Raw genomic sequence first — 25546 nt, 5'->3', positions numbered from 1 at the left:
GCGGGCCCTCCCCTGCGGGGTCAGACGACGGTCTTGGTCGCCCGGTGGAAGCGCCAGCGCGCATAGCCGCTCTTCACCGGGTAGCCGAGATCGACATTGCCGCGCCGCGCGGTGGTGAAGGACAGGGTGGACAGGCCGATCAGCGGCAGGTCGCGCAGCACCTGCAGCTCGATCTTGCGGCAGAGGCCGTCATAGGTCGCGAAATCGGTCGCCTGCAGGGCCTGGGCCAGCAGGTCGTCGATGCCCGGCATCACCACGCCGTAATGGCTGTAGTTGCCGCCGCCCTTTCCGTCCGACTTGACCTCGGATTGCGCCGACAGCTGCTGGAAATACAGCTGCGTCGGGATCGGCGGATAGCTCGCCGAGTGCATCGCCAGGGTGTTCTTGTCCGAGCGGTTGTCGGCGTGATAGGCGGTGTGGTCCCCGATCCGCAGGTCCATGTTGAAGCCGGCCAGGCGGATCTGCTCCTGCACGATCAGCATGGTCGAGGAATAGTCCTCGCGCTGGCTGCACAGGGACGGGAAGCTGATCCCGTCGGGATGTCCGGCCTCAGCCAGCAGCGCCTTCGCCTTGTCCGGGTCGTAGGGGTAGCGCAGCTCCTCCGGCAGGTCCTCGGTCTTGAAGCCGGCCGGGAAGAAGTCGGGCTGCAGCCCGGCCATGGTGCCGCCCATCGGCGCCAGCGCCTGGGCCACCGCCGGACGGTCGATCGCGTGCATCAGCGCCTGCCGCACCTTCAGGTCGTCGAAGGGCTTGCGGGTCAGGTTGATGTGCAGGGTGTTGAACGACCCCGGCACCGTCATGTCGATCTTCAGCGACGGGTCGCGCTGCTGCATCGACGCGACCCAGCCGGGGGCGCGCACCGCCTCCATGATGTCGATGTTGCCGGACAGCAGGGCCAGCGTCCGCGCCGAGGTGTCGGCGATGTAGACGCATTCGACGGTGCTGATCTTGGCCTTCGGCCCCCAGTAGCCGTCATGGCGCTTCATCACCGTGCCGACCTGGCTGTCGAACTTGGTCAGCTCGTAGGGGCCGGTGCCGACCGCGTCGGTGCCGAAGGCCTCGCCCATCTGCTCGGCCGCCTTTTTGCTGACGATCGAGGTATTGTTGTTGAACACCGAGGTGCCGAGGAACAGCGCGTCCGGGCTCTTCAGGGTGATGGTCACCTGGTTGGGCCCGTTGGCGACGACGTCGGCGATGTTGCCCAGCACCGTCGTGTTGGTGCCCGAGGTCATCGCCCGCTTGAACGAGTAGACCACGTCCTCCGAGGTCATCTCGCCGAAGCCCTTGTGGAACTGCACGCCCTGGCGCAGCTGGAAGGTCCAGGTTCTGGTGTCCGGCGATGACGTCCAGCTGGTCGCGAGCGTCGGCAGGTACTCCTCCGGCTTGATCGCGAAGGTGCCGTCCTCGGGGCGGACCAGCTGTTCGTAGATCTGCTCGGTCGCCCAGTTGTCCGAACCCTGGGTCGTCAGGTTCGGGTCGCTGTAGCGCGGCCCCTTCGCGGCGATGCCCATGCGGATCACATCCGCATTCTGAGATGCGTCTTGTGCCCGGGCGCCGCCGAAGGTTGCCAGCGCCGCGGTCGCGACGCCGAGCTGAAGCACGTTTCGCCTGCTGAATCCCATGGCCGTCTCCCCTGTCGCTTGTCGGCGCCCGCGCGTACCGCTTTCAGCGCCGCTTGTTGATTTCCGCCTCGTCGACCTCGAGCCCGAGCCCCGGCCCCTGCGGCACCGCGAAGCGGCCGTCCGCCGGCCGGGGCGGATTCTTGAAGCCGACATCCATCCGGCCGGCCGCGTCGGCGTATTCCGCCGGCTTGGTCAGTTGCATCAGCGCCGCCAGCACATGCAGGTTGGCGACATGGCCGATGGTCGGCTGGGTTTGGTGGGGCACCAGCTCGACCCCATGGGCGTGGCAGATCGCGGCGCATTGCATCAGCCCGGTGATGCCGCCCATCTTGACGATGTCGGGCTGCACCATGCGCACCCCGGCATGGATCATGTCGACCAACGCCTGCAGCGTGTAGGTCTGCTCCGCCGCCGAGACGGTGATGTCGAGCCGCTGCGCCACCTCGCCCATGCCGCGCACGTCGTAGTGCTGCACCGGCTCCTCGAACCAAATATAGCCGAGCTCCTCGAGCGCGCGGCCGACTCGCATGGCGCCGCCGACCGAGTAGCCGTTGTTGGCATCGAAGGCCAAGGGGAAGCCGTCGCCGACCAGCTGGCGCACGGCCCTGGCCTTGGCGATGTCGCCGGGGATATCGAGGTCGAGCAGCGAGCGGTCGCCGTCGCGGCGGATCTTGATCGCCGCCGGCGTCTCGCGCCGCCAGCGCGCCTCGACCACCCGCACCGTCTCGTCCACCGTGCGCGCGGCGTTGCCGCCGATCGAGGCGTAGAACGGCACCTCGCTGCGCCAGGCGCCGCCCAGCAGCTTGTGCACCGGCAGGCCCAGCGTCTTGCCCTTGATGTCCCACAGCGCGATGTCGACCGCCGCCAGCGCGCCGGTCAGCGCCCCTTCCGGCCCCAGCTTGATGTTGCGGTGGAGCTGCCGGTCGTACAGCACCGCGGTGTCGAAGGCATCGGCGCCGACCAGCCCCGGCGCCAGGTCGCGCTCGATGATGCCGATCGAGTGCAGCCCACCCTGCATCGGCGAGGCCTCGCCCCAGCCGACGACGCCATCCTCCGTGGTGATCCGCACCAGGGCGCTGCGCCGGCCGGGCGGGTCACCGGGCTGCCAGCTGACCTGGAAGGCTTCGACCGATCTGATGCTGGCGCTTGGGGCCACGGTTTCGCTCCCGCGTCGTGTTGGTTCTCCGGCCCGCATGGGCGGGCACGGCTGTGAGGATGGGCAGGCCTAGGGAATGCGGATGTCGTCCCCTCGGCATCGCCGGTCGGGCGATGGCGGACGGACATGGCGTGTCGCGAAGGGTTCGATCGTCACGCGAGCCTCCCTGGAACCGGCTGGTGGCGGCATTCGGGGCCGCTGCATCCTGCCGAGCATTTGCCCTACCTTACTCTTTTTGCATCCGTATGCAATACGGCTGCACCGGCCCGCTACGCATAGATCGAGGTCCGGCGGAATCGTGCTGCCACCCGGGCGCCGTCGACCACCAGGATCTCCTCGGTCTCGAAGTAGTGCCGGCCGTTGCGCTCGTAGACCGCGGTCACGGTGCCGGAGGTGGCGAGGCGCTGGCCGGGGGACACCGGCGCGAAATGCTGGGCCTCGCCGGACACGAACACCACAGGCGCCGGGAAGCGGAAGCTGCGGTTGGCGTCGAACATCGTCCGCCGGATCAGGCAGCCGGAATGGACCAGCCCGCCGTCGCGATAGAGCGGATGGTGCTCGTCGAAGGCGGCGAGCGACCGGCGGAACTCCTCCTCGGTCAGCACCGCGTTGCGCGAGCCGAGGCGCGTCCCGACCATTATGCCGCCCGGCTGCACAGCATGCGGCGGCTCCGGCAATGGCAGGACCGGACAGTCCTCGATCCGCGGCGGCACGGGATCCTGCCGCGGCATCGCCACCCAGCCGGTCGCCACCTCCTCGCCCTCCTGGTTGCGCAGGGTCACGTCTGCGCGCTGCCCGGAGCCGGCGTCCACCAGGCCCGAGACCTCGGCGGCCAGCGTGTCGCCGTCATGCACCGGCCGGCGGAACCGCGCGCCCATGCGGCCACGCCGGACCCAGTCGACACCCCAGGCGTCGACCGCGACGCGGCTGACATGGCCGTAGACGAAGGCCCCGGGGATCAGTGCCGCGCGGAACCCCATGCGGCGCGCCACCGCGTCGTCATGCACCGATCCGCGATAGCCGGGGTCGTCGTCGAGATGGATCGGGATGCGCAACGTGCGAGGAAAGCCCTGGAAGCTGGCCATGGTCAGGCTCCCGGCCGGGGTTCGGTCGACATCGCGCCGCTGGCCTCGACCGCCGCGATCTCCTCCGGCGTCAAACCGAGGATGTCGCGCAGCACGCGGCGGTTGTCGGCGCCGAAGCGCGGCGCCGCCCGGCGCTGGCCGCCCGGCGTGGCGTCGAGATGGATCGGCAGCCCGGGATGCGGATGGCGGCCGGCATCGGGGTGATCCAGCATCGTGAAGAAGCCGCGATGCGCCAGGTACTCGCTGCGTGCCAGGTCGTGCGGGGTCTGCACCGGCGCGGCGGGAATGCCGGCCGCCTGCAGCCGGGCCGCGACCGCGTGCTTGTCCTGGCCGCGGGTCCAGTCGGCGATGATCGCGGTCAGCGCCTCGATGTTCCGCTGCCGCGCCGCGAGCGTGGCGAAGCGCGGATCGGCGGCAAGGCCGGCCTGCCCCATCACGCCGCACAGGGCCTGCCATTCCGCCTCGGTCTCGGCCGCGATCACCACCCACTGGTCGTCGCCGCGCGCCGGGAAGGCGTCATGCGGGGCGGCATGGGGCGACCGGTTGCCGTTCGGCGCGGGATCCCGGCCGGATTCGATCGCCGCCAGCAGTTCCGGCCCGATCAGCTGCATCGCGGCTTCGACCTGCGGGATCTCGATATACTGGCCCTCGCCGGTGCGCTGCCGGTGCAGCAGCGCCGTCAGGATCGCGGCGGCGGCGTTGAACCCGCCGATCGGATCGAGATAGGACGGGCCGGTGGTTTCGGGCTGGCCGCCGGGATAGCCGATCATGCTGGACATGCCGGTCGACATCTCCATGGTCGGGCCTAGCGCGGCGTAGCGCGACATCGGCCCTTCGGCGCCGAAGGCCGGCAGTTCGGCCACGATGATGTCCCGCTTGATCCGGCGCAGGCTGTCATGGTCGAGCCCCAGCTTGGCCAGCGTGCCGGGCCGGAAGTTGCAGATCACCACGTCGCTGACCGCAGCCAGGCGCCGGACGATGTCGCGCCCCTCCCCCGTCTTCAGGTCGAGGATGCAGGACAGCTTGTTGACGTTCTGCGAGTTGAAGTGGAAGGCGCGGTCATAGGGCCGGTCGCCGGGGACGCCGTCCGGGAAGTTGACCGGATTCGGCACCTCCTTGTTGAGGCGCCAGGAATTGACCCGGGTCGGGGATTCGACATGGATCGGCTCGGCCCCGAGGAAGCCCAGCACCCGGCCCGCCATCGGCCCGGCCCAGGCTGTGGTCAGCTCGAGCACGCGCAAGCCCGCCAGGGGGCCGGGTCCGGCGGCGATGGAGCCTGTCCCCGGCCGCGGGGTCGTCATCACCGGCATCCTGCCGTTATCGGCGCCGAGACGCGGCGCGCCGGAGCGTACCCGGCGCGGCGTGCCGCCCAGCCGGAATGGCGGCCCGAGGATCAGCCGCCCCTCCGCCGTCTCCCAATAGCCCCGCGCGGCGAGATGGGCATTGTCGTGCAGCTCGGTCGGGCGATAGGCCTTGGCGGCAATCACCTCTTCCCGCTGCAGCGTGGCGACCAGATCCTCGGCGCGAAGGTCCGCGACCTTGTCCTGGATGATCCCGAACAGCGCCGCCCAATGGGCGCGGCGCAGAACCGGGGCGCAGAAGCGCTCGTCCCGCTCGATGTGCTCGAGGCCGAGCGCCCGGCAGACCGCGCTCCAACGGTGGTTGTAGATCCAGATGCAGACCCAGCCGTCGCGGCAGCGCACCTGGCCGGCCGGGATGTTCGGGTCGCCCCGGCCCTTCACCGTGCCGTTGTAGATATGCTGCAGCACATAGGGGAAGCACATCGCCGCGGCGGTCTCGGCCTCGTCCACCGTGACGGCCTGCCCCAGCCCGGTGCGTTCGCGCGCGAACAGGGCCGCGGCAATGCCGACATAGGCGGCGATGCCGGCGGCGAAGGAGGCGCGGCGGCCGCAGCCATAGAGCGGCTCGCGCCCATGGGCACCGTTGTTGTGCATCATGCCCGACAGGGCCTGCAGCACGATCTCCGGCCCCTTCCAGGTGGCGAGCGGCCCATCGGCGCCGAAGGGGCTGATCACCGCGACGATGCAGCGCGGATTGAGGCCCAGCACGTCCTGCGGCTCGGATCCCGGCGGCAGGATCGCGACATCGGCACCGCGCAGCAGCCTGTCCAGCGCCGCGCGCCCCGCGGCGCTGCCCGGATCGAGACTGACCGAACGTTTGCCGGTGTTGAGGTGGAAGAACAGCAGGGATTCGCGGTCGCCCGCCTCGCTGAAGGGCGGCATGCGGCGAAGGGCCGAGCCCTCCGGCGGCTCGACCAGCACGACCTCGGCGCCGAAATCGGCCAGCAGCCTGGCGCAGTATTGGCCGCCGACGGTTTCGGACAGGTCGACGATGGTCAACCCGGTCAGCGCAGACATGGCGACGCCGCCTCCCCGGTTCTCTCTTTGACCGGGACGATACCGAGCCTTGCATCCGTATGCAACACCTCCGCATACTGCTGGAGGTGATGACGGCCGAGCGGGATTCCGCCGGCACCCATGCTATGGCTGAAGCGGGCGACTGCTAGGGGAAGCGACCGTGAGCTCCAATGACCTGCGCAAACCGATCACCGCGCGCCAGCTGGCCCGGCTGATCGGCGTCAGCCAGTCCGCGGTCTCGCGCGCCTACACGCCCGGCGCCTCGATCTCGAGCGAGATGCGCCGGCGCATCCTGACGATGGCGGACAGCATGGGCTACAGCCCCAACGCCATCGCCAGCACCCTGTCGAAGCGACGCAGCAATATCGTCGGCATCGTCGTCTCGGCGATGCAGAACCCGTTCTACCCGGTGCTGATCGAGAAGCTGTCGCGCGGCCTGCAGCAGGTCGGGCAGCAGAGCCTGCTGTTCAACCTGACCCCAGGCGCCGACATCAAGCAGCAGCTGGCGGCCCTGCGGCAGTACAATGTCGACGCCGTCGTCATCGTCTCGGCCGCCCCCCTCTCCGGCGCGGCGCTGAGCTGGGCGACCGAGGGCCGCACCACGATCATGATCAACCGCACGGTACCGGATTCGGGCCTGAGCAGCGTCTGCTGCAACAACGCCGATGGCGCCCGTGCCATCGCAGACCATTTCCACGCGCTCGGCCGCCACCGGGTCGCCTTCGTCGCCGGCGTGCCGCATGCCAGCGCCAATCTGGAGCGCCAGCACGCCTTTATCGCCCGGCTGGCGGAACTGGGCATGACCCTCTCCGCCTCCGTCGCCGGCGGCGAGTACAGCTACGAGGCCGGCTACCGCTCGGCGCTCGAGGTGGCCCGCACCGGCCGCCCCGAGGCGATCTTCTTCGCCAACGACATCCTGGCGATCGGCGGCGTCGATGCGTTGCGCGACGAGGCCGGCCTGTCCGTGCCCGACGATGTCGCGGTCGCCGGCTTCGACGACATCGCCATGGCCAGCTGGCCGCGCTATTCGCTGACCACCTTCCGCCAGCCGCTCGACGCGATGGTCGAGCGGACGGTCCAGCTGGTGACCGGCAAGGCGGAACCGGCCGAGACCAGCATCCATCTGCTGCCGGGGGAGCTGGTCGTCCGCAAGACCACTGCGGGCGCGGAGAACACCATTCCCCCTGTCACCAACTGAGGATGGCGCCGTCGGCGTCGAGCCGCGGGCGCAGCTCGGCATAGGGCACCAGCCCCGCGGGCCGGCCGCTGGCGATCGCGATCGCGGCCAGGGCGCCGCAGCTTTGCGCCACCACCATCCAGGTCGGCTCCATCCGGCACGACATGGAGCCGGCACGCGAGACCGAGGCCGCCACCGGCACGATCAGGTTGGTCACCTCGCCCGCCCGAGGCAGCACCGCGCGCAGCGGGACCTGGAAGAACCTGCCGATGCCGCCCTCGTCGTCACCATGGCAACCGCCCAGCGCGATCGGATCCGGCTCGGCCTGGGCGTTCGTGGCCAGCTCGATGTCGCTGGTGACATGGCGGCCGACGATGCGGCGGGCGTCACGGACATGCAGCGCCGGCGGCCAGCCCGGCACGCCGTACCAGTCGTCCTGGAACTCGTCGGCGCAGAGGCCGAGCGAGCGGGCGAAGATCTGGTCGTCCGGCGGCACGGCGGGGTCGTTCGCTTGGAAGTACAGCCGCCCGGCCGCCCAGTAGAAGATCCGGGCCTTGATGCGATCGCGGCCGCCATAGTCCTGCCAGGGATAGTCCCGGGACTGCCCGACAACATCGCCGCCGGTGGTGGCGTAGCGGTCCCGGTCGGCCCCGACCAGGTGGGTGCGGTACTCCGCCGGGGCGATCGGGCGGCGCCGCAGGGCCGGCAGATAGGGCAGGAAATCCTCGCGGCGATAGCCCGGCGGTCTCGGCCAAGGCCGCCGATGGATCGCCTTCGACAGCATCGGCCGGAAACTGCAGGCCTGGGCCCCGGCGTCGCCCTCGCCGCCAGAGATCATGGTCACACCGGACATGGCGGCCAGGTCGCCCTCGTAGGAGCAGTCGAGGAAGACCTTGCCGGCGAAGCTGCCGGCCGCCGTCGTGACCTCGGTGATCTCCAGCGTGGCGGGGTCCTTGGCCACGCGCAGCAGCCGCTGCCCGGTCAGGATGGTGATGTGCGGATCGGCGTGCAGGAACCCGGTCAGGGCAATCCCGGCCTCCGACGCGGCGAAATTCCATTGCGGGCCGGCCAGGCCGTACTGGGCGCCGATCAGCTTGAAGAAGTCGTGGGTCAGCCCCCATTTCCACACCGCCGCGAGGGTCCTGTCGGTCAGGCCGGGCCCGCCGGCGACCATGCCGCCGACATGGCTGGTCCATTCCAGGATCACGCTGGTGTGGCCGGCCTTGGCGAGCCGTTTGGCCGCGACGATGCCGGCCATGGTGGCGCCGTAGATGACGGCGTCGAAGAGCCGGGTCATGGCCGCACCCGGGACGGGCCGAACCGGCCGCTGCCGTTGAACCAACGGATCGAATCCGCCATGTCATCCTCCATGCCGGTGGGTTGATCGGTCGAAAATGTCGAGAAGGTCGCACCCGGAACGACGCCGGGCGCTTGTGCCGAAAGGCCTTGTCGCGTATCGATGCGCGCGACGATCCAGTGATCTCGGGCGTCAGGCTGGCCCGCGCCGAAGCGATGGCCGCCCGACCGCGATGGAAAGAGAGTCTGGATTTCCCTCAATCAGGAGCAGTGTCAGCACGGCTCGAACTTTAAGGGTCACGCGCGACATGCCATTTTCCCCCGCCCCCGCCAGTCTTCTCCGCGCCCTGTCCGAGCGCGGCTACGCCGAACCGACGCCGGTCCAGGCCGCCGTGCTGCTGCCCGACAGCGCCGAGCGCGACCTGCTGGTCTCCGCCCAGACCGGCTCCGGCAAGACCGTGGCCTACGGCCTGGCCCTCGGCTCCACCCTGCTGGGTGATGCCGAGCGCATGGGCCCCGGACGGGCGCCCCTCGCGCTGGTGATCGCGCCGACCCGCGAGCTGGCGCTGCAGGTCCAGCGTGAGCTGGAATGGCTGTACCAGGCCGCCGGCGCCCGCGTGCTGGCCTGCGTCGGCGGCATGGACGCGCGGCGTGAGCAGCGCCTGCTGTCCGCCGGCTGCCACATCGTCGTCGGCACCCCCGGCCGCCTGCGCGACCACATCGAGCGTGGCCAGCTCGACCTTTCCGCCATCCGCGCCGTGGTGCTGGACGAGGCCGACGAGATGCTCGACCTCGGCTTCCGCGAGGACCTCGAGGCCATCCTCGACGCCGCGCCGACCGAGCGCCGGACCCTGCTGTTCTCGGCCACGCTGCCGAAGGAGATCACCGGCCTCGCCCGGCGCTACCAGAAGGACGCGCTGCGCATCGCCATGTCGTCGCGCGACGAGCCGCACCGCGACATCGAATACCGCGCCATGCCGGTCGCACCGCATGAGGCGGAGCGCGCCATCGTCAACATCCTCCGCTTCTTCGAGGCGAACGGCGCCATCGTGTTCTGCGCCACCCGCGAGGCCGTCCGCCGCCTGCAGGGCAACCTGCTCGAGCGTGGCTTCGCCGTGGTGGCGCTGTCCGGTGAGCTGAGCCAGCTCGAGCGCAACCGGGCGCTGCAGTCGCTGCGCGACGGGCGGGCCCGGGTCTGCGTCGCCACCGACGTCGCCGCCCGCGGCCTCGACCTGCCCGATCTCGGCCTCGTGGTGCATGCCGAGCTGCCGCATGACGCGCAGGTGCTGCAGCACCGCAGCGGCCGCACCGGCCGGGCCGGGCGCAAGGGCGTCAGCGTCGTGCTGGTGCCCTACAACCGCCGCTACCAGGCCGAACGGCTGCTGAACACCGCGCGGATCGAGGCGACCTGGACGCCGCCGCCCTCGGCCGAGGAGATCCGCAACCGCGACCAGGCCCGGCTGGCGTCCGAGACCCTGCTGACCGAGCCGGCGACCGAGGATGATCTGGTCGGCGCCCGCGCGCTGCTGGCGGACCGCAGCGCCGAGGATGTCGCCGTCGCCCTGGTGCGCCTGCATCGCAGCCTCCTGCCCTCGCCCGAAGAACTGACCCCGCAGCCCGAACGCTCCCAGGCGCCGGCCCGGTCGACCGAGCGCCGGCAACCCCGCCCGGCGAATGACGGCCCGTCGGAGGCCGGCGGTGGCGGCGACGGTTCGGTGTGGTTCCGCATGAATGTCGGCCGCGCCAACAATGCCGATCCGCGCTGGCTGGTGCCCTTCCTGTGCCGCCGCGGCCACATCACCAAGGCCGAGATCGGCCGCATCGAGATCGCCGAACGGCAGTGCCGGGTCGAGATCGCCCGCCACGCCGCCGGCCGCTTCTCCTCCTCGATCCGGCGGCCGGACACGCAGGACCGGCACATCCGCATCGAGGAAGAGCGCGCCGGCGGCCGCCCCGCCCCGAAGCGCGCCGGCCCTCCCCGGGCGAAACCCGCCGTCGGCTGAGCCGCGGCCGGGCTGACGCCCCGGCTCCGAAAAGACCGATGTCCTTCCGGGTCAAACCGGGACGATGTCGGTCCGCCGGAAATCATCTCCCTTGAACAGCAGGGGCGCGGCCAGCCGCTTTGCCAGCGCATAGGCAAAGCAATCGCCGTAGTTGAGCCCGGCGGGATGCCCGGTGCCCTTGCCGAAGTGGCCATGCGCCGATCGGGCGATGTCGACCTGTTCCAGCGTCACGGGTTCGATCCGGATCGCGGCCGTCTGGATGAAGCTGTCCAGCCAGCGTTCGGCCTCATCGGCGGAGAGCTGCTTCAATCCCCGCAGCACGATCGAGACCTCGAGCAGATTGGCCGCCGACATCACCGGCTGATCGTCCTCCCCGATCCGCTGCGCATGCCATGCCGCGTCATCCTCCTGGCGGAAGATCGCGACGATCGCCGAAGTATCGATGACGATCACCTCGGCAGTCCGTTCTCGTCATAGCCGATGATCTCATCCGCGCTTCGAGTGTCGCGATCCGGCAGCGCCGCGTAGCGCCGGCCGATCTCCATCAGCCGGTCGGCCACGCCGCCGCGTCGCCGGCGTTCCCGTTCCAGCGTCTCCCGCAACGCCGTCGTGACCGCCGAGGTCAGGTTCTCGCCTGTCAGCCGCGCCAGTTCGGACGCCAGCCGATGGGCCTCGTCATTCTTGATGTTCAGATGCATGACGATCCAGATGGTAGAATGCCGTTCGATTTTCTACCATACTCCAGCGAAGATGGCATCCTATCCCGCCACCGCGATGATCTCGCGGCTGTGCGGCGTGATGGGCGACCCGTCCCAGTCGCCTGCCCAGCGCACCTGGCCGAACCCGGCTTCCGCCAGGCGACCGGCCAGCGCCGCCTGGTCCAGGAAGCGCAGCCGGCTGCGGCTGATCCGCAGCGCGCCGTCCGCCATGAAGCGGTGATGCGTCTCGAAGCCGACAACGTCGCCGGCCACGGATGTCACCCTGATGTGGATCTCGACCGCGCCGATGCCGGCGAGGGTGACATGGCGGCGTGTGGCCTCGGGCGTCCAGCCCTCCCAGGCCCGGGCCGCCGGGTTCCGCGTCTCGAAGGCGAAGCGGCCATCGGGCGCCAGATGGCGCCGGGCATTGGCCAGGACCGCCCGGACATCCGTGTCGGCCAGGAAGACCTGGAAGGCATGGCCGGTCATGATGACGAGGTCGAACCTTTGGTCGAGCGCGACGCAGCGGGCATCGCCCTCGACCCAGTCCACCCGCCCGCCGTCGGGCTGGCGGCGCCCGATCTCCAGCATGGCCGCCGCCGGGTCCACGCCGGTGACCGCATGCCCCTGCCCGGCCAAGGCGGCGGCGAGCTGCCCGGTGCCACAGCCGAGATCGAGCACCCGCTTCGGCGCGCCATCGGCCAGACCGAGATAGAAATCGGTGTCCGCGCCCGGGGGATTCAGCGCGTCGTACAGCGCCGCCAGCCGCGGATCGGTGTAGTGCGTGTCTTGGATCATTCCGCGCCGCCCTGCGAAACCGAGTTTCCGAGTGAAGTTGTGGAGTTTCATTCGGGCATGACGCGCCGGCACCAAGTAAAGCCCCCTCTGGCCGTTGCCGCAATGAACAAATCGTTTACCTCAGGGGCATGGCCGTCGGTGACGGCTGCCGGTTCCCGGTCGCCAAGGTCGGGACCGTGACCGATGGCGGCCATGCGGACGCCCGAACACCTCTTGCGCAACAAGGCCGTCGGATAATAGGTTTGTTGCGCAGGAGACAGCGGATGCTTCGATCAAATTACGCAGTCGTAGGCGAAAGGTGCATGGTCCGGTAACGGAAGCCATCTCCGTTCGCCATGCGCCCCCGAACCGCCGTTCGGGGGCTTTTTTGTTTTCTGGGGGCTTAGAAACCGATGCGCAAGGCAAGCGCCCCGCCGGCCCTGGCGACACTGATCCTGATGACCGCCACCTCGACGGTGACGCTGAACATGATCGTACCGTCGCTGGCCAATATCGCGCGGGATCTGGAGGCCGATTACGCCCTGGTCAGCCTTGCCCTCGGCGGGTACCTCACCGTTTCGGCCGTGGTCCAGCTCAGCGTCGGCCCGCTTGCCGACCGCATCGGCCGGCGTCCGGTGCTGCTGGCGGCGCTGGGGATCTTCACCCTGGCATCGCTTGGCTGCGCGATGGCCCAGACCGTGTGGATGCTGCTGGGGTTCCGGATGCTGCAGGCGGCCGTGGTTTCAGGCTCCGTCCTGTCGCTCGCGATCGTCCGCGACACCGCCGAGGAGGCTGAGGCCGCGCGGCTGCTGGGCCGCATCGGCATGGCGATGGCGCTGGCCCCGATGCTGGGGCCGATGTTGGGCAGCGTCCTGGACGCGGCCTTCGGATGGCGCATGGTCTTCCTGCTCTATGCCACAGCCGGAGCGGGGCTGTTGTGCCTGGCCTGGTCGGATGTGGGCGAAACCATGCGGCCGCCGGCTGACGCAGGACAGGACGGCACCCGCCTGACCGCGCTGCTGCGGGAGCCGGTGTTCTGGTGTTACGCGCTGTGCACGGCCTTCTCGACCGGCGCCTTCTACATCTTCCTGGCCGGGGCGCCCCTGGTCGCCACCCGCGTCTTCGGGATCGGCACGGCAAAGCTGGGGGCGATCGTCGGCAGCATCACCGCCGGCTTCATGGCCGGCGCCTGGCTGGGAAGCCGTCTGGTCGGCCGGCATCCGCCGGCAACGGTCATGCTGATGGGGCGGATGCTGGCCTGCTTGGGCCTGCTCGTCGGCCTCGCGATCATCGCCATGGGCTATCTGACGCCGGCCCTGTATTTCGGATGCACCATCTTCGTCGGGCTGGGCAACGGCATGACGACGCCGAACAGCAACGCCGGGGCGATGTCGGTGCGCCCGCGGCTGGCCGGAAGCGCGGCCGGCATCACCGGTGCGCTGACCGTCCTGGGCGGCGCGCTGACGACGACGCTGACGGGGCTTGCGCTGTCCGGCACGCCATCGCCTATGCTCCTGCTCGGGCTGATGCTGCTGTCCTCCTTCATCGGCCTGCTGGCGGCGGCCGCGGCCATCCGGCTGAACCGGCTCAAGCCGAACCCTGCAATCCCTGGACCGGCGGACCCGTCATGATGTTGCCACGCGCCATCCTGTTCGACCTCGACGACACGCTGATCTCCGCCTATGGCCGGCCGGAGGTGGCATGGCTGACCGTCACCGCCGAATTCGCGGAGGTGCTGGCCCCGCTGGCCGCCGCCGAGATCGCCGCCGCGGTCGGCGCCTATGCCCGCGACTTCTGGGCCGATGCCGAGCGCCACCGGATCTGGCGCCAGCGGATCGGCGAGGCCCGGCGCGTGATCGTGGCCGGCGCCTTCGACGGCCTCGCCGCCTTGGGCCGCCCGGTGCCGCCGGCCGATGTCGTCCACCGGCTCGCCGACCGCTTCACCGCCTATCGCGACGAACAGATGCACCTGTTCCCGGACGCCCATGCGCTGGTGGACGCGCTGAAGGCGCGCGGCGTGCGCCTGGCCCTGGTCACCAACGGCTCGGCCGAGGGCCAGCGCGCCAAGATCGCGCGCTTCGACCTGGGCCACCGGTTCGACCATATCCAGATCGAGGGCGAGCACGGCTTCGGCAAGCCCGACGAGCGGGCCTATCGCCACGCCCTGCAGGTGCTGGGGACGACCCCAGACGAGACCTGGATGGTCGGCGACAATCTGGAGTGGGAGGTGGCCGCGCCGCAGCGCCTGGGCATCCATGCGATCTGGCACGACGTGGCCGGCGAAGGGCTGCCGCCGGGATCCGTCATCCGGCCGGACCGCATCATCCGGGCGTTGGCCGAGCTGATGCCCGGGCCGATCGGCGGCGAGGCATAACACCGAGGCCCCTCCTCCTGTATGATGCCTTGAGCGGTGCGACCGACCAGCGCCGATACAGAACCAGGGAGGAGACCGATGGCCGCCAAGGTGAAGCCGGTTCCCGAGGGGTATCCGACCCTCACCCCCTATCTCATCATCCGCAATGCCGCCGCGGCGATCGAGTTCTACCAGGTCGCCTTCGGCGCCGCCGAGCGCATGCGGATGGACGCGCCGGGCGGCGCGATCGGCCATGCCGAGCTGCTGATCGGCGGCAGCCTGCTGATGCTGGCCGACGAGATGCCGGAGATGGGCTATTCCGGCCCCGAGGCCGTCGGCGGCACGCCGGTGTCGCTGATGCTTTATGTCGGGGATGTCGATGCCGTGGTCGAGCGCGCCGTCGCCGCCGGCGCCACGCTGTCGCGCCCGGTCGCCGACCAGTTCTACGGCGACCGGTCCGGCACCGTCATCGACCCCTTCGGCCATGTCTGGACCATCGCCACCCATGTCGAGGACGTGCCGCCGGACGAGATGCGGCGGCGCGCGGCAGCACTGGCCGGCCCGGCATAGCCCGAGTTCGGGCTTGCCCAGGCCGGGCGGGTCCGGCACAGGGCCTGGACCCGTTGCGAAAGGCCCGCCCATGCCCGTCCTTCCGATCGACGCCGCCCTGATCGACCGGGTGGCGGAATTGCTGCGCCACGCCGCCCGGGAGGCGATCCTGCCGCGCTTCCGCGCCCTGGCCGAAGGCGAGGCGGAGGAGAAGTCGCCCGGCGAGATCGTCACCATCGCCGACCGCGAGGCCGAGGCGATCCTGACCCACGGCCTCAGCGCACTGCGGCCGGGTGTGCTGGTGCTGGGCGAGGAGGCGGCCGCCGCCGACCCGGGCCTGCTGCCCGCCTTCCATGCCGGCGACGCCCCGACCTGGCTGGTCGACCCGCTGGATGGCACTGCCAATTTCGCCGCCGGCAACGAGCCCTTCGCGGTGATGGTCGCGTTGGTCGAAGGCCGGGAGACAGTCGCCGCCTGGATGCTCGATCCCGTCGCCGACCGGCTGGCGGTGGCGGTCCGTGGCGGCGGCGCCTTCCTGGACGGCGCACGCATCCGGACGCCGCAGGATCCGGCCGAGGCCGGCACCCTGCGCGGCGCAGTGCTGACCCGCTTCCTGCCGCCGCCGCTCAAGGCGCAGATCGAGGCGCGGTCCGGGCGGCTTGCCGCGATCCTGCCGGGCTGGCGCTGTTCCGGCCGCGACTATCCTGACATCGCGACCGGCGAGCAGGATTTCGTCCTGTTCTGGCGCGGCCTGCCCTGGGACCACGCGCCCGGCGCCCTGTTCCTGGAGGAGGCCGGCGGCCGCACCGCCCGACTCGACGGCGCGCCCTATCGTCCCCGCGGGGATCTCCCCGGCCTGCTGGTGGCCCGCAGCCCGGCGGTTTGGGCGACGGTGGCCGAAACGCTCTTGGAGTCGACAGCGTCGGCCTGATCGCCTTGGGGCAGCGAGTCTCTCCTTTACGGCAATTAGTTTCTGTCTTACAGAAACTGGTATCGCTGAGCGATGCGCCGGGAGCCATGATGACCTTCGCACCCACCGAGGCTGCCCGCACCGCCAGGCTGCGCCGCTACAGCGCCCGCATCGCCTGGCTGCTGACCGGAATCCTCATCCTGCTGCCGACGGCGATCGCGGTCTATACCTTCGCCTTTCCCACGGCCGTGATGGGCCATCCCTGGGTGGCGGATCTGGAGGCCACGCGCAGCCCCCTGCCCTTCGGCTGGACGCTGGCCGCCTTCGCGATCCTGCTGCTGGGGTCGGGGCCCCGGCTGTTCGCGATCTGGGCGGCGCGGCGGCTGTTCCGCGACTACGCGCGGGGGTCGCTGTTCACCCCGGCGGCGACGGTCGCCCTGCGGCGCATCGCCTTCGGCATCCTGGCCTCGGCCTGTGTCCAGCCGATCGGCTCGACCCTGCTGTCGGCCGTGCTGTACGCCGCCGGTGCGACCGACGACGTCGCGGTGTCGCTGGGCACCGACCAGCTCTGGCTGGTCGTCCTCGGCTTCGTGATCCTCGGCATCGCCCAGGTGATGCGGGAGGCGGAGGCCATCGCCGAAGACAACGCCGCCATCATCTGAGGACCCGGCATGCCGATCCGGGTGACCCTCGACGTCATGCTGGCCCGCCGCAAGATGCGGTCGAAGGACCTCGCCGCCCGGGTCGGGATCACCGAATCGAACCTGTCGCTGCTGCGCACCGGCAAGGTCCGCGGCATCCGCTTCGAGACGCTGGCCAAGATCTGCGACATCCTCGACTGCCAGCCGGGCGACCTGCTCGAGAACGAGCCCGGTGATGGGGAGCCGCCGGACGCCTGACCGGCCGTGGCCCGATGGCGCCCGGGTGGAACCAGCCGCCGCACCGCCTCGTTCCCTGCGGGAGTGCAAGCGTTTGGAGGATCTCATGACCCGTTTCCTGATCGTGGCCGTCGTCGCCCTGATGGCTGGCCCGGCCCTGGCCGATTGTCCGCAGGATGTCGACGCGAAGAAAGCCGACATCGCGGTGCTGCAGCAGCAGCTTTCCAACCAGCAGGCCACTGGGGCGCGGGCCGCCGACATCTGCCGCACCGAAACCCAGCTGATCGAGCAGATGAAGTCGCTGGGCGGCATCTACGAGGTCTGCCAGGGCATGCTGGGCATGACCTCGTCGAATGTGCGCCAGTTCAAGTCGGAGGTCACCGCCGTCGACCAGCCGCACAAGACCCGCTGCGGCGCCTGATCGGACGCGTGGAAGGCGCTGCTGGCGATCGGCAGTGCCTTCCCGGACTCGACCCTCACGCATCGGCCGGCACGCCCCAATGCTTGGCGAGCCGGTCGAGCGCGCGGTGGAGCACCACGATCTCGGCCGGAGGCTCGCCGTCAAGGCAGCAGACCTGCAGCACCGCCCGGCGCCCATCGGGCGCCAGCAGCCCCAGCGCCTCATCGACCGCGATCTCGTCCGGACCCGGCTCTGCCTGGTCCTGCCAGATGCGGTCGCCCCGCGGGCCATAGCTCATCGTCACCTTCGGCTGGCGGCCCGCCGCCAGATGATGCCGGCGGAAGCGCAGCCCCGCCTCCGCCTGCTGCGTCGTCACCAGCCCCTGGCCGCGAAGCTGGTCGAGCCGGCATTCGATCCGCGCCCGGGCGCGGCAGGCCGGGGCCGGGCCCTGTCGCGGGCCCGCCAGTGGTTCCAGCACCAGACCCTGGGCCTGGCGTGTCCGCTCCGGCGACCCGTGATCCTCGGGCGCCCGGCGAGCGGCATGCCGCTTCGCCGCCCTCATGCCTCTTCCTTCCGCTTGCCGTAGAGCCGGTCCGCCTCGTTCACGATCGCCTGGCGGATCCAGTCGTCGCCCACATCGTCCGGACGGAGCACGGCGATGCCCTGGCCGTGCCAGACCGCGGCCCGCATCCGGTGCAGTTGTTCGGCCTCGGCCGGCGAGCGCGGCATGTGGCGCGCCAGGCTGCTGCGAAGGTCCCTCATCATCCCCTCCAATCAGGCGGCTCTGGGGTGCGGCCGCACCACGGCGAGACCGGGCGCGGCGTCGGCGGCGAGCGGCATTTCGGCCGGGTCGCCATGGCGCAGGGCCAGGGCGGCAAAGACAGCCCCCCGGATCGCTCGGCAGCGTTCGGCGAGGACGATCAGGTCCTCGACCAGCGCCGCCAACGCCTCCGCCGGCAGCGCCGCGATCTCCGCGGTCGGCATGCTCTCGATCTGGTCGATGGTGGGATGATGGGTCATGGAGTCTCCTCGGGATGAAAGGTTGGTGGATGGCGGGTCGGCGAATTCGTCGGGGACGTGCAGCCGGACCAGCAGGTCGTAGCTGAGCCCCGCGATCCCGCGCCGTTTGGCGCCGGCGATCAGCCCGGGCCAGAACCGCACCGGGATGGACCGGCGGACCCGGATCATCCGGAGGTGCTGGGGCGAGATGCCGAGATCGGCGGCCAGGCGGGCGGGCCGTTCCCAGCAGTCGAAGAGAGCGTCGAAATCGGTGATGGGCGTGTCCATGGGCTGACGATACGTTTCGTAATCTCTTAATGCAATACGAAACGAATTGTCCATGCGATACAAAACGTGCTAAATCCCCGGCATGCTCGAACCTCATGAACGCCTGGTGCTGGCGCGGACGAAGGCCGGACACGAGACCGCGGCGGATGCGGCGCGCGCCTTCGGCTGGAGCCCGATCACCTATCGCGCGCATGAATCCGGCCTGCGCGGCCTGCGCCGCGACGCCGCCGCCCGCTACGCCGCCGCCTTCGGCGTGTCCGAGGCCTGGCTGCTGACCGGCCAGGGCGCCCCGGCCGGCATCCGCTCGACCGTGCCGGTGGTCGGCTATGTCGGCGCCGGGGCGGAGGTCCACCTGTTCGACGGCGACCTTTCCTCCGAGCAGATCGACGAGGCGGACGCGCCGCCGGCGGCCGACGAGCACACCGTCGCGGTGATCGTCCGCGGCGATTCGATGGTGCCGGCCTTCCGCGACCGCGACGTCATCTACTACCGCAACGTCCGCGCCGAACCGGACCAGCTGATCGGCCGGGAATGCGTCATCCGGCTGGCCGACGGCCGGACCTTCGTCAAGATCCTGATGCGCGGCAACGGCCCCGGCTTCTTCACCCTGTTCAGCTACAACGCGCCGCTGATCTCCGACGTCGTGGTGGAATGGGCCGTGCCGGTGAAATGGGTCATGCGGGACTGAGACTGCCCGTCTGTGATACGATTCGCATCGTATACGATAGAATAGTTACGTAATGTAACGTCATCTCCTCTCGCGACCTCGCCGGCCACCCTGACCAAACGGTCAGGATCGGCCTTGCCTCATTGCCCGATCCGTCCCAATCTTCGGCGACAGGGACAGGCACGCGACAAGAAGGAGAACGCCGGCCATGACGATCGCACTCAAGGGCGGTACGGTGGTGAATGCCGACCGCAGCTTCCGCGCCGACGTGATCTGCGACGACGGCAGGATCGTCGCGGTGGGCCCCGACCTGGCGGCCCCGACCGGCGCCCGGGTGATCGACGCCTCGGGCAGCTTCCTGCTGCCGGGCGGCATCGACCCCCACACCCACATGCAGTTCCCGTTCATGGGCACGGTGGCGTCGGACGACTACTACACCGGCACCGCCGCGGCGCTGGCCGGCGGCACCACCATGATCATCGACTTCTGCATCCCCGGGCCGCAGCAGAGCCTGCTGGACGGCTATCGCCAATGGCGCGAATGGGGCGAGAAGGCCTGCGCCGACTGGTCGCTGCACGTCGCCATCACCTGGTGGTCCGACCAGGTGCGGGAGGAGATGGGCACGCTGGTCGCCGACCACGGCGTCAACAGCTTCAAGCACTTCATGGCGTACAAGAACGCCCTGATGGTCGATGACGACGTGCTGATGCACAGCTTCAGCCGCTGCCGCGAGCTTGGCGCCCTGCCGATGGTCCATGCCGAGAACGGCGACATCGTCTGGCTGCTGCAGAAGGCACTGCTGGAGGCCGGCATCACCGGGCCGGAGGGCCACGCCCTGTCACGCCCGCCCGAGGTCGAGGGCGAGGCCGCCAACCGCGCCATCATGATCGCCGGCGCCGCCGGGGTGCCGCTCTACATCGTCCACACCTCGTGCCGCGAGGCGCATGAGGCGATCGCCCGGGCCCGAGCCAACGGCCAGCGGGTCTATGGCGAATCGCTGATCCAGCACCTGACCCTGGACGAGGGCGAATACCGCAACAAGGACTGGGCCTATGCCGCCGCGCGGGTGATGAGCCCGCCCTTCCGGTCGAAGGACCACCAGAAGTCGCTGTGGGACGGGCTGACCGCCGGCAGCCTGCAGGTGGTCGCCACCGACCATTGCGCCTTCAACACCGCGCAGAAGCGGATGGGGATCGATGACTTCACCCTGATCCCGAATGGCACCGGCGGCATCGAGGACCGCATGGCGGTGCTGTGGACCAACGGCGTCAACACCGGCCGGCTGACGCCGAACGAGTTCGTCGCCGTCACCTCGGCCAACGCCGCCAAGGCCTTCAACATCTACCCGCAGAAGGGCGTGATCGCGCCCGGCGCCGATGCCGATATCGTGATCTGGGACCCGGCCGCGACCAAGACGGTCAGCGCCGCGACCCAGCATTCCAACATCGAGGTCAACGTGTTCGAGGGCATGGCGCTGCGCGGCCTGCCCGCCATCACCATCAGCCAGGGCAAGGTGGTGTGGGAAGGCAACGAGCTGAAGGTGCAGCGCGGCGAGGGCCGCTTCGTGCCACGCCAGGGCACCGCCCCGGTGTTCGAGGCGATGAAGATCCGCAACGAGCTGACCCGCCCCACCCCGGTCAAGCGCGACCCCAGCGTGCATGTGACGCCATGATCGATCACGGCGAAAGGAACCCCGGCGCATGAGCCCGCGCACCATCGGCCTGAGCGACGCGCTGCACGGCTATCTGCTCGATGCCTCGCTGCGTGAGGCGCCCATCCTGGCCCGGCTGCGCCAGGAGACGCAGCGCGCCGTCGGCGCCCATGCCGGCATGCAGATCGCGCCGGAACAGGGCCAGCTGATGGCCCTGCTGGCCCGCCTGGTCGGCGCCCGGCGGCTGATCGAGGTCGGCACCTTCACCGGCTACAGCGCGCTGGCGGTGATGCTGGCCTTGCCGGCCGAGGCGCGCCTGCTGTGCTGCGACGTCAATGCGGAGTGGACGTCGATCGCCCGCCGTTATTGGGCCGAGGCCGGGCTGGCGGAGCGGATCGAGCTGCGCCTGGCGCCGGCCCTGGACACGCTGGCGGGTTTGGTGCGGGACGGCTGGTCCGGCACGGTCGACATGATCTTCGTCGATGCCGACAAGCCGAATTATCCCGCCTATTGCGAGGCCGCGATCGGGCTGCTGCGGCCGGGCGGGCTGCTGCTGGTCGACAATGTGCTGTGGCACGGCCAGGTCGCCGATCCCACCGACCGGTCGGCCGGCACCGAGGCGATCCGCCGGACCAACACGATGCTGCGCGACGACCCGCGCGTCGACCTGTCGCTGCTTCCGGTCGGCGACGGCTTGATCCTGGCCCGCAAGCGGACCGCTGGCGAGACCTGACGCCCCTGCCCTACAGAACGCCGGCCGACAGCTTGCGCACCACCTCGGCCTGGCGGCGGGTGTCGGTCTTGGCGAAGATGCTCTTCAGCTGGCTGCGCACGGTCAGGGGCGAGACGCCGTCGACCGCCGCGATCTCGGTGAGGGTCAGCCCCTCGATCAGCCGGCGCGCCACCCGCAGCTCGGCCGCGGTCAGGCCGTAGACGGCGCGGGCGCTGTCGATCCGCGCCCCCGCCGTGGAGACCGACGGATCCTCGATCAGGATCAGCGCCGCGGCGCCGGAGAAGAACACCTGCGGCGATGACGGGTCGAGCTGCACGACCCGGGCCCGCATCGGCTGGCGGCCGCCGTCGCGCGGCAGCAGCTGGGTGTCGAGGACGCCGCGCGGGATGCCCAGCTGGATCGCGCCCAGCGCCCGCTCCAGCGCCGCGGTGGCGTCGGGCGCGTGGAAGCGCAGCCGGCCCTCGCCATCCTCGCCCACCGCATCGCCCTTGGCGATCATCGCCTCGGCCGGCGGGTTGCAATGGCGGATCCGGCGGTCCGCCGAGACCAGGATCACGCCGATGCCGAGCAGGTCGAGCACCGAGATGCCGCCATGCACGGCGGCGCCCGCCTGCGGCGACTTACGGTAGTAGGTGAAGACCCGGCGCAGATGCGGCACCAGCTGCCCCAGCACGGCCCGCGCGGCATCGACGGTGGCGTCATCGGCCTCCGCGCCCAGGACGCTCAGCATGAAGTTGCAGTCGTCTTCCCTGTGGATGGTGACCCCGACGGCGGTGCCCAGCCCGTTCGGGCGCAGGAAGTCGGCATGGAACTCGGTCCGCAGCAGCGCGTCGCGCGGCAGCATCTGCTCCGACCGCACGGCCAGCCCCACCGGGCGTCGCGCCGCGGCCTGCATCCAGGGGTTCACCCGGCTAAAGTGGCGGCCATAGGCGGTGACGGCGTCGGCCGAGAAGCCGGCGCTCAGCGACAACGCACCGAAACCGCTGTCGGCATCGTGGAAGAACAGCGACGCCTTGCCGTTTGGCAGGCAGGTCGCGACCTCCTGCAGGAACTGCTCCCAGCCGATCTCTCCGACCAGCGCCGCATAGACGCGGTCGATCAGAACGCCGGCGCGATCACTCCCAGTCAAACCGGTCCCCTTCGCAAGCCCCGCACCTTGGAGCCGCAGCATCCGGCGGGAGAGTGACCGATTTCGGGCAGCCCCGCATACCCCGTTCGGGTGAGCGGGGCCCACGTCCCGTCAGCTTCCGGCCTTGACCGAGCCGACCGACCAGCCGCCGCCCAGCGCCTTGTACAGCGCCACCACCGCCTGCAGCCGGTCCGACTTGGCCTGCACCAGCTGGTCGCGGGCGGAGAAGTAGCTCTGCTGCGCCGTCAGGACGGTGAGGAGGTCGACCGCCCCGGCCCGGTACTGGGCGTCGGAGAGGCGGAAGGCCTCGCGCGACTGTGCCAGCACCTCCTGCTGCGCCTGGTACAGCAGGCCGGACTGGCGCAGGGCGATCAGGGCGTTCTCGACGTCGCCGAAGGCGGCCAGCACGGTCTTCACATAGGTCTGCGCCAGCTCCTGGTACTGGGCCTGGGTCAGCTGGATCGCGCCGCGCAGGCTGCCGCCCTCGAAGATCGGCTGGGTCAGCGAAGCGGCGAGGCTGTAGAGAGTACTGGCCGAGTTGAACAGGGTGCCGAGCGCGGCGCTCTGGAACCCGCCCTGGCCGGTCAGCTGGATCGAGGGGAACAGCGCCGCCCGCGCCTCCTTCACATTGGCCCGGGAGGCGGCCAGCTGCGCATCGGCGTTCTGGATGTCCGGCCGCCGGTCCAGCAGCGAGGACGGCAGGCCGGCCGCCACCACCGGGATCTTGAGATCGTCGAGCGACTGGCGCGCCAGCGACAGCCGCTCCGGCGGCTCGCCCAGCAGCAGGGCCAGCGCGGTCTCCGACTGCTGGCGCTGCTGCTCCAGCGGCGGGATCGCGGATTTCTGCTGCGCCACCACGGTGCGCTGCTGGGCGAGGTCCAGGGCCGAGGCGGCGCCGGCGGTCACCCGCGCCTGGACCACGGCCAGCACCTGCTGGGCGTTGGCCAGGTTGTCCCGGGCGATGGCCAGCCGGTCCTGCAGCTCCAGGATCTGGATGTAGGTGGTGGCGGCGCCGGAGGTGACGGTCAGGGCAACGGTGTCGCGATCATAGCGGCTGGCCAGGGCCGAGGCCTCGGCCGATTGCAGTGCCGCCCGGTTCTTGCCCCAGAGATCGAGTTCGTAGCTGACCGCGAGCTGGGCCGAATACTGGTCGCTGATCGAGCGGCGGCTGACGCTGCCGCCCGAGAAGGTGCTGCTGCGGGTCTCCGGCGACACCGAGTGCGAGGCGCCGCCCGAGCCCTCGACTGTGGGCAAGAGCGGGGCGCCGGCGATCCGCGCCTGGGCGTCGGCCTGCAGCACCCGGGCGGCGGCCGCGCCGATGTCCTGGTTGTTCTGCTGCGCGGTGCGGATCAGAGCGTCGAGCTGGGGCGACCCGAAGCTGTGCCACCACGTCGTCTCGGGCCAGGAGGTGCCGGCCGGTCCTTCCGCCTTCCAGCCGCCGGGCACGTCGAGGGCCGGCCGCTGGTCTTCCGGGCCCGCGCCGCAGCCGGCGAGCGCCGCCGCGACCAGGACCGCCGCGAGGGAGCGATGAAGGCGATAGGGCATGGTCACTCGGCTGAGAGGGCGACGACGGGGTCGAGCGTGGCAGCCTTGCGCGCCGGCATATAGCCGAACACCAGGCCGGTCAGGAAGGCGCAGCCGAAGGCCAGCAGCACCGGCCCGGGCGAGAACAGGATCGGCGTGCCGAAGGCGCGCAGCACCGCCGCGACCCCGAGGCCGCCGACGGCACCGATCGCCCCGCCGATCGCCGAGACCACCACGGATTCGGTGATGAACTGCTGCAGGATGTCCCGCATCCGGGCGCCGGTCGCCATCCGCACCCCGATCTCGCGTGTCCGCTCGGTGACGCTGACCAGCATGATGTTCATCACCCCGATGCCGCCGACCAGCAGCGAGATCGCGGCGACCGAGCCGAGCAGGATGGTCAGGGTGTTCTGGGTCGCCGAGACGGTTTCCAGCAGCGACGACATGTTGCGGATCTGCACATCCTGGCGGCGGTGCCGCTGCTCCAGCAGCGCCTGCACCGCGGCCTGGGTCTCGTCGATCCGCGCCGTGTCCTGGACCTGCACCGTGATCGACCGGACGAAGCGCTTGCCGAAGACCCGCATGCTGCCGGTCGACAGCGGCATGAACACGACGTCGTCCTGATCGGCGCCATAGGGGGTGGCGCCCTTGGCCTGCATCAGCCCGATCACCTGGAACGGGATGTTGTTGACCAGGACGTAGCGGCCCATCGGGTCGACGCCCTCCGGGAACAGCACCCGCGCCACGGTCTGGCCCAGCACGATCACCGGGGCGTAGCCGGCCTCGTCGCGCGGCGCGATGAAGCCGCCGCGGTCCACCGGCCAGTTGCGCGCGACGGTGAAGGATGGGGTCGTGGCGTCGGCCTGGGTCTGGTAGTCGGTGTTGCCGTAGCGCATCGTGACGTTGCCCAGCAGCTCCGGCACCGCCGCGGCGACGTTCGGCAGTTCGGCGAGCGCGTCCGCATCCTCCGGCACCAGGGTCGCGATCACGCCGTCGGCGGTGCGGCTGTTGGTCTGTGCCGGCCGTATCAGCAGCAGGTCGGTGCCCATCGCCGAGATGCGGTCGACCACCGACTGCTTCGCCCCGCCGCCGATCGCCAGCATGGCGATGACGGCGCCGACCCCGATGACGATGCCGAGCAGGGTCAGCACGGTGCGGAACAGGTTGGCGCGCAGGGCCCGCAGCGCCATCTTCACCGCCTCGGCCATGTCGGCGACGCCGAGCGCGCCGGCATCGCCGCCGCCCTCCGCCGCCACCCCGGCCGGGGCGGCCG

General features: G+C 70.5%; 26 protein-coding genes. 12 read left to right on the top strand and 14 right to left on the bottom strand.

Annotated features, from left to right (window positions below; all coding sequences use genetic code 11):
* Positions 1–20: 20 nt before the first annotated feature.
* The 4 genes from AB4112_RS14325 to AB4112_RS14310 form a co-directional block, all read right to left on the bottom strand.
* Positions 21–1622 (bottom strand): ABC transporter substrate-binding protein, encoded by a 1602-nt coding sequence (locus AB4112_RS14325; RefSeq protein WP_441720540.1) that lies wholly within the window; start codon positions 1620–1622, stop codon positions 21–23.
* 43 nt (positions 1623–1665) lie between these two features.
* On the bottom strand, positions 1666–2778 hold the full coding sequence (locus tag AB4112_RS14320; RefSeq protein ID WP_441720538.1) for a mandelate racemase/muconate lactonizing enzyme family protein: 1113 nt from the start codon (positions 2776–2778) through the stop codon (positions 1666–1668).
* A gap of 269 nt (positions 2779–3047) precedes the next feature.
* Entirely contained in the window at positions 3048–3863 is an 816-nt protein-coding gene (locus AB4112_RS14315) for a hypothetical protein (RefSeq protein ID WP_441720536.1), read from the bottom strand.
* A 2-nt stretch (positions 3864–3865) separates the two neighbouring features.
* Entirely contained in the window at positions 3866–6241 is a 2376-nt protein-coding gene (locus AB4112_RS14310; RefSeq protein WP_441720534.1) for a CaiB/BaiF CoA transferase family protein, read from the bottom strand.
* A gap of 160 nt (positions 6242–6401) precedes the next feature.
* Between AB4112_RS14310 and AB4112_RS14305 the strand changes: the two genes are divergently transcribed.
* Complete coding sequence (locus tag AB4112_RS14305) at positions 6402–7439, top strand: LacI family DNA-binding transcriptional regulator (RefSeq protein WP_441720532.1); 1038 nt, start codon at positions 6402–6404, stop codon at positions 7437–7439.
* Here the strand turns inward: AB4112_RS14305 and AB4112_RS14300 are convergent.
* Positions 7429–8715, bottom strand: a complete 1287-nt coding sequence (locus tag AB4112_RS14300; protein WP_441720530.1) for an FAD-dependent oxidoreductase — start codon at positions 8713–8715, stop codon at positions 7429–7431. The genes AB4112_RS14305 and AB4112_RS14300 overlap by 11 nt on opposite strands.
* Positions 8716–9022: 307 nt before the next feature.
* On the opposite strand from AB4112_RS14300, the gene AB4112_RS14295 reads away from it, so the two are divergent.
* Entirely contained in the window at positions 9023–10717 is a 1695-nt protein-coding gene (locus AB4112_RS14295; protein WP_441720528.1) for a DEAD/DEAH box helicase, read from the top strand.
* A 51-nt stretch (positions 10718–10768) separates the two neighbouring features.
* Here AB4112_RS14295 and AB4112_RS14290 read toward each other — a convergent pair whose 3' ends face one another.
* The 3 genes from AB4112_RS14290 to AB4112_RS14280 are packed head-to-tail and all read right to left on the bottom strand — an operon-like array spanning position 10769 to position 12213.
* The gene (locus tag AB4112_RS14290; protein WP_441720526.1) at positions 10769–11170 is read right to left on the bottom strand and encodes a type II toxin-antitoxin system VapC family toxin; all 402 of its coding nucleotides are present in this window, start codon (positions 11168–11170) and stop codon (positions 10769–10771) included.
* The gene (locus AB4112_RS14285) at positions 11167–11415 is read right to left on the bottom strand and encodes a type II toxin-antitoxin system VapB family antitoxin (protein WP_309794529.1); all 249 of its coding nucleotides are present in this window, start codon (positions 11413–11415) and stop codon (positions 11167–11169) included. Before AB4112_RS14285 ends, AB4112_RS14290 begins: the two co-directional genes overlap by 4 nt.
* Positions 11416–11475: 60 nt before the next feature.
* The gene (locus AB4112_RS14280) at positions 11476–12213 is read right to left on the bottom strand and encodes a class I SAM-dependent methyltransferase (RefSeq protein WP_309794530.1); all 738 of its coding nucleotides are present in this window, start codon (positions 12211–12213) and stop codon (positions 11476–11478) included.
* Positions 12214–12605: 392 nt separating this feature from the next.
* On the opposite strand from AB4112_RS14280, the gene AB4112_RS14275 reads away from it, so the two are divergent.
* The 7 genes from AB4112_RS14275 to AB4112_RS14245 all read left to right on the top strand — a co-directional run bounded on the left by AB4112_RS14275 (position 12606) and on the right by AB4112_RS14245 (position 17303).
* Positions 12606–13823 carry a Bcr/CflA family efflux MFS transporter gene (locus AB4112_RS14275; RefSeq protein WP_309794531.1) on the top strand — a complete coding sequence of 406 codons (1218 nt, stop codon included), beginning with the start codon at positions 12606–12608 and terminating at the stop codon, positions 13821–13823.
* Positions 13820–14566, top strand: coding sequence for an HAD family hydrolase (locus AB4112_RS14270; RefSeq protein ID WP_309794533.1), 747 nt, complete (start codon positions 13820–13822; stop codon positions 14564–14566). Before AB4112_RS14275 ends, AB4112_RS14270 begins: the two co-directional genes overlap by 4 nt.
* Before the next feature lie 78 nt (positions 14567–14644).
* Complete coding sequence (locus AB4112_RS14265; protein WP_309794534.1) at positions 14645–15115, top strand: VOC family protein; 471 nt, start codon at positions 14645–14647, stop codon at positions 15113–15115.
* A gap of 70 nt (positions 15116–15185) precedes the next feature.
* A complete protein-coding gene (locus AB4112_RS14260) occupies positions 15186–16025 on the top strand; it encodes an inositol monophosphatase family protein (protein WP_309794535.1) in 840 nt (279 codons plus the stop codon).
* Positions 16026–16114: 89 nt separating this feature from the next.
* Positions 16115–16666: a DUF2975 domain-containing protein gene (locus tag AB4112_RS14255; protein WP_309794536.1), complete on the top strand. Its 552-nt coding sequence runs from the start codon at positions 16115–16117 to the stop codon at positions 16664–16666.
* A gap of 9 nt (positions 16667–16675) precedes the next feature.
* Positions 16676–16903, top strand: a complete 228-nt coding sequence (locus tag AB4112_RS14250) for a helix-turn-helix domain-containing protein (protein ID WP_309794538.1) — start codon at positions 16676–16678, stop codon at positions 16901–16903.
* Positions 16904–16988: 85 nt separating this feature from the next.
* Positions 16989–17303, top strand: a complete 315-nt coding sequence (locus AB4112_RS14245) for a hypothetical protein (RefSeq protein WP_309794539.1) — start codon at positions 16989–16991, stop codon at positions 17301–17303.
* Between the two features lie 55 nt (positions 17304–17358).
* Here the strand turns inward: AB4112_RS14245 and AB4112_RS14240 are convergent, their stop codons facing one another.
* The 3 genes from AB4112_RS14240 to AB4112_RS14230 are packed head-to-tail and all read right to left on the bottom strand — an operon-like array spanning position 17359 to position 18623.
* Entirely contained in the window at positions 17359–17844 is a 486-nt protein-coding gene (locus tag AB4112_RS14240; RefSeq protein WP_441720522.1) for a hypothetical protein, read from the bottom strand.
* Complete coding sequence (locus AB4112_RS14235) at positions 17841–18044, bottom strand: hypothetical protein (RefSeq protein WP_441720520.1); 204 nt, start codon at positions 18042–18044, stop codon at positions 17841–17843. The genes AB4112_RS14240 and AB4112_RS14235 overlap by 4 nt, the downstream gene beginning before the upstream one ends.
* A 12-nt stretch (positions 18045–18056) precedes the next feature.
* Positions 18057–18623, bottom strand: a complete 567-nt coding sequence (locus tag AB4112_RS14230) for a hypothetical protein (protein ID WP_441720518.1) — start codon at positions 18621–18623, stop codon at positions 18057–18059.
* A 28-nt stretch (positions 18624–18651) separates the two neighbouring features.
* On the opposite strand from AB4112_RS14230, the gene AB4112_RS14225 reads away from it, so the two are divergent.
* The 3 genes from AB4112_RS14225 (at position 18652) to AB4112_RS14215 (ending at position 21620) form a co-directional block, all read left to right on the top strand.
* Positions 18652–19257 carry a S24 family peptidase gene (locus tag AB4112_RS14225; protein WP_309794543.1) on the top strand — a complete coding sequence of 202 codons (606 nt, stop codon included), beginning with the start codon at positions 18652–18654 and terminating at the stop codon, positions 19255–19257.
* Positions 19258–19444: 187 nt separating this feature from the next.
* Entirely contained in the window at positions 19445–20908 is a 1464-nt protein-coding gene (hydA, locus tag AB4112_RS14220) for a dihydropyrimidinase (RefSeq protein WP_309794544.1), read from the top strand.
* A 28-nt stretch (positions 20909–20936) separates the two neighbouring features.
* Positions 20937–21620, top strand: a complete 684-nt coding sequence (locus tag AB4112_RS14215) for an O-methyltransferase (protein WP_309794545.1) — start codon at positions 20937–20939, stop codon at positions 21618–21620.
* A gap of 10 nt (positions 21621–21630) precedes the next feature.
* Here AB4112_RS14215 and AB4112_RS14210 read toward each other — a convergent pair whose 3' ends face one another.
* From AB4112_RS14210 to AB4112_RS14200, 3 genes are all read right to left on the bottom strand, one after another.
* Complete coding sequence (locus AB4112_RS14210; RefSeq protein ID WP_309794546.1) at positions 21631–22749, bottom strand: helix-turn-helix transcriptional regulator; 1119 nt, start codon at positions 22747–22749, stop codon at positions 21631–21633.
* A 111-nt stretch (positions 22750–22860) separates the two neighbouring features.
* A complete protein-coding gene (locus AB4112_RS14205; RefSeq protein ID WP_309794548.1) occupies positions 22861–24294 on the bottom strand; it encodes an efflux transporter outer membrane subunit in 1434 nt (477 codons plus the stop codon).
* A gap of 2 nt (positions 24295–24296) precedes the next feature.
* Positions 24297–25546 (bottom strand): ABC transporter permease (locus AB4112_RS14200; protein ID WP_441720514.1); only part of this gene is annotated, 1250 nt, incomplete at its 5' end.

The organism is Inquilinus sp. 2KB_23, from assembly GCF_052115705.1.
GTDB lineage: Bacteria > Pseudomonadota > Alphaproteobacteria > DSM-16000 > Inquilinaceae > Inquilinus > Inquilinus ginsengisoli_A.
Note: the sequence above shows the minus strand (reverse complement) of the source record. Positions and strands in the feature narration are given on the sequence as shown.

Bases quoted from the DNA above. Each gene is read 5' to 3' on its own strand.
- AB4112_RS14325 (WP_441720540.1), bottom strand. From the start codon at position 1,622: ATGGGATTCAGCAGGCGAAACGTGCTTCAGCTCGGCGTCGCGACCGCG.
- AB4112_RS14315 (WP_441720536.1), bottom strand. From the start codon at position 3,863: ATGGCCAGCTTCCAGGGCTTTCCTCGCACGTTGCGCATCCCGATCCAT.
- AB4112_RS14310 (WP_441720534.1), bottom strand. From the start codon at position 6,241: ATGTCTGCGCTGACCGGGTTGACCATCGTCGACCTGTCCGAAACCGTC.
- AB4112_RS14300 (WP_441720530.1), bottom strand. From the start codon at position 8,715: ATGACCCGGCTCTTCGACGCCGTCATCTACGGCGCCACCATGGCCGGC.
- AB4112_RS14295 (WP_441720528.1), top strand. From the start codon at position 9,023: ATGCCATTTTCCCCCGCCCCCGCCAGTCTTCTCCGCGCCCTGTCCGAG.
- AB4112_RS14285 (WP_309794529.1), bottom strand. From the start codon at position 11,415: ATGCATCTGAACATCAAGAATGACGAGGCCCATCGGCTGGCGTCCGAA.
- AB4112_RS14280 (WP_309794530.1), bottom strand. From the start codon at position 12,213: ATGATCCAAGACACGCACTACACCGATCCGCGGCTGGCGGCGCTGTAC.
- AB4112_RS14275 (WP_309794531.1), top strand. From the start codon at position 12,606: ATGCGCAAGGCAAGCGCCCCGCCGGCCCTGGCGACACTGATCCTGATG.
- AB4112_RS14270 (WP_309794533.1), top strand. From the start codon at position 13,820: ATGATGTTGCCACGCGCCATCCTGTTCGACCTCGACGACACGCTGATC.
- AB4112_RS14265 (WP_309794534.1), top strand. From the start codon at position 14,645: ATGGCCGCCAAGGTGAAGCCGGTTCCCGAGGGGTATCCGACCCTCACC.
- AB4112_RS14260 (WP_309794535.1), top strand. From the start codon at position 15,186: ATGCCCGTCCTTCCGATCGACGCCGCCCTGATCGACCGGGTGGCGGAA.
- AB4112_RS14255 (WP_309794536.1), top strand. From the start codon at position 16,115: ATGACCTTCGCACCCACCGAGGCTGCCCGCACCGCCAGGCTGCGCCGC.
- AB4112_RS14250 (WP_309794538.1), top strand. From the start codon at position 16,676: ATGCCGATCCGGGTGACCCTCGACGTCATGCTGGCCCGCCGCAAGATG.
- AB4112_RS14245 (WP_309794539.1), top strand. From the start codon at position 16,989: ATGACCCGTTTCCTGATCGTGGCCGTCGTCGCCCTGATGGCTGGCCCG.
- AB4112_RS14240 (WP_441720522.1), bottom strand. From the start codon at position 17,844: ATGAGGGCGGCGAAGCGGCATGCCGCTCGCCGGGCGCCCGAGGATCAC.
- AB4112_RS14235 (WP_441720520.1), bottom strand. From the start codon at position 18,044: ATGAGGGACCTTCGCAGCAGCCTGGCGCGCCACATGCCGCGCTCGCCG.
- AB4112_RS14230 (WP_441720518.1), bottom strand. From the start codon at position 18,623: ATGGACAATTCGTTTCGTATTGCATTAAGAGATTACGAAACGTATCGT.
- AB4112_RS14225 (WP_309794543.1), top strand. From the start codon at position 18,652: ATGCTCGAACCTCATGAACGCCTGGTGCTGGCGCGGACGAAGGCCGGA.
- hydA (WP_309794544.1), top strand. From the start codon at position 19,445: ATGACGATCGCACTCAAGGGCGGTACGGTGGTGAATGCCGACCGCAGC.
- AB4112_RS14215 (WP_309794545.1), top strand. From the start codon at position 20,937: ATGAGCCCGCGCACCATCGGCCTGAGCGACGCGCTGCACGGCTATCTG.
- AB4112_RS14205 (WP_309794548.1), bottom strand. From the start codon at position 24,294: ATGCCCTATCGCCTTCATCGCTCCCTCGCGGCGGTCCTGGTCGCGGCG.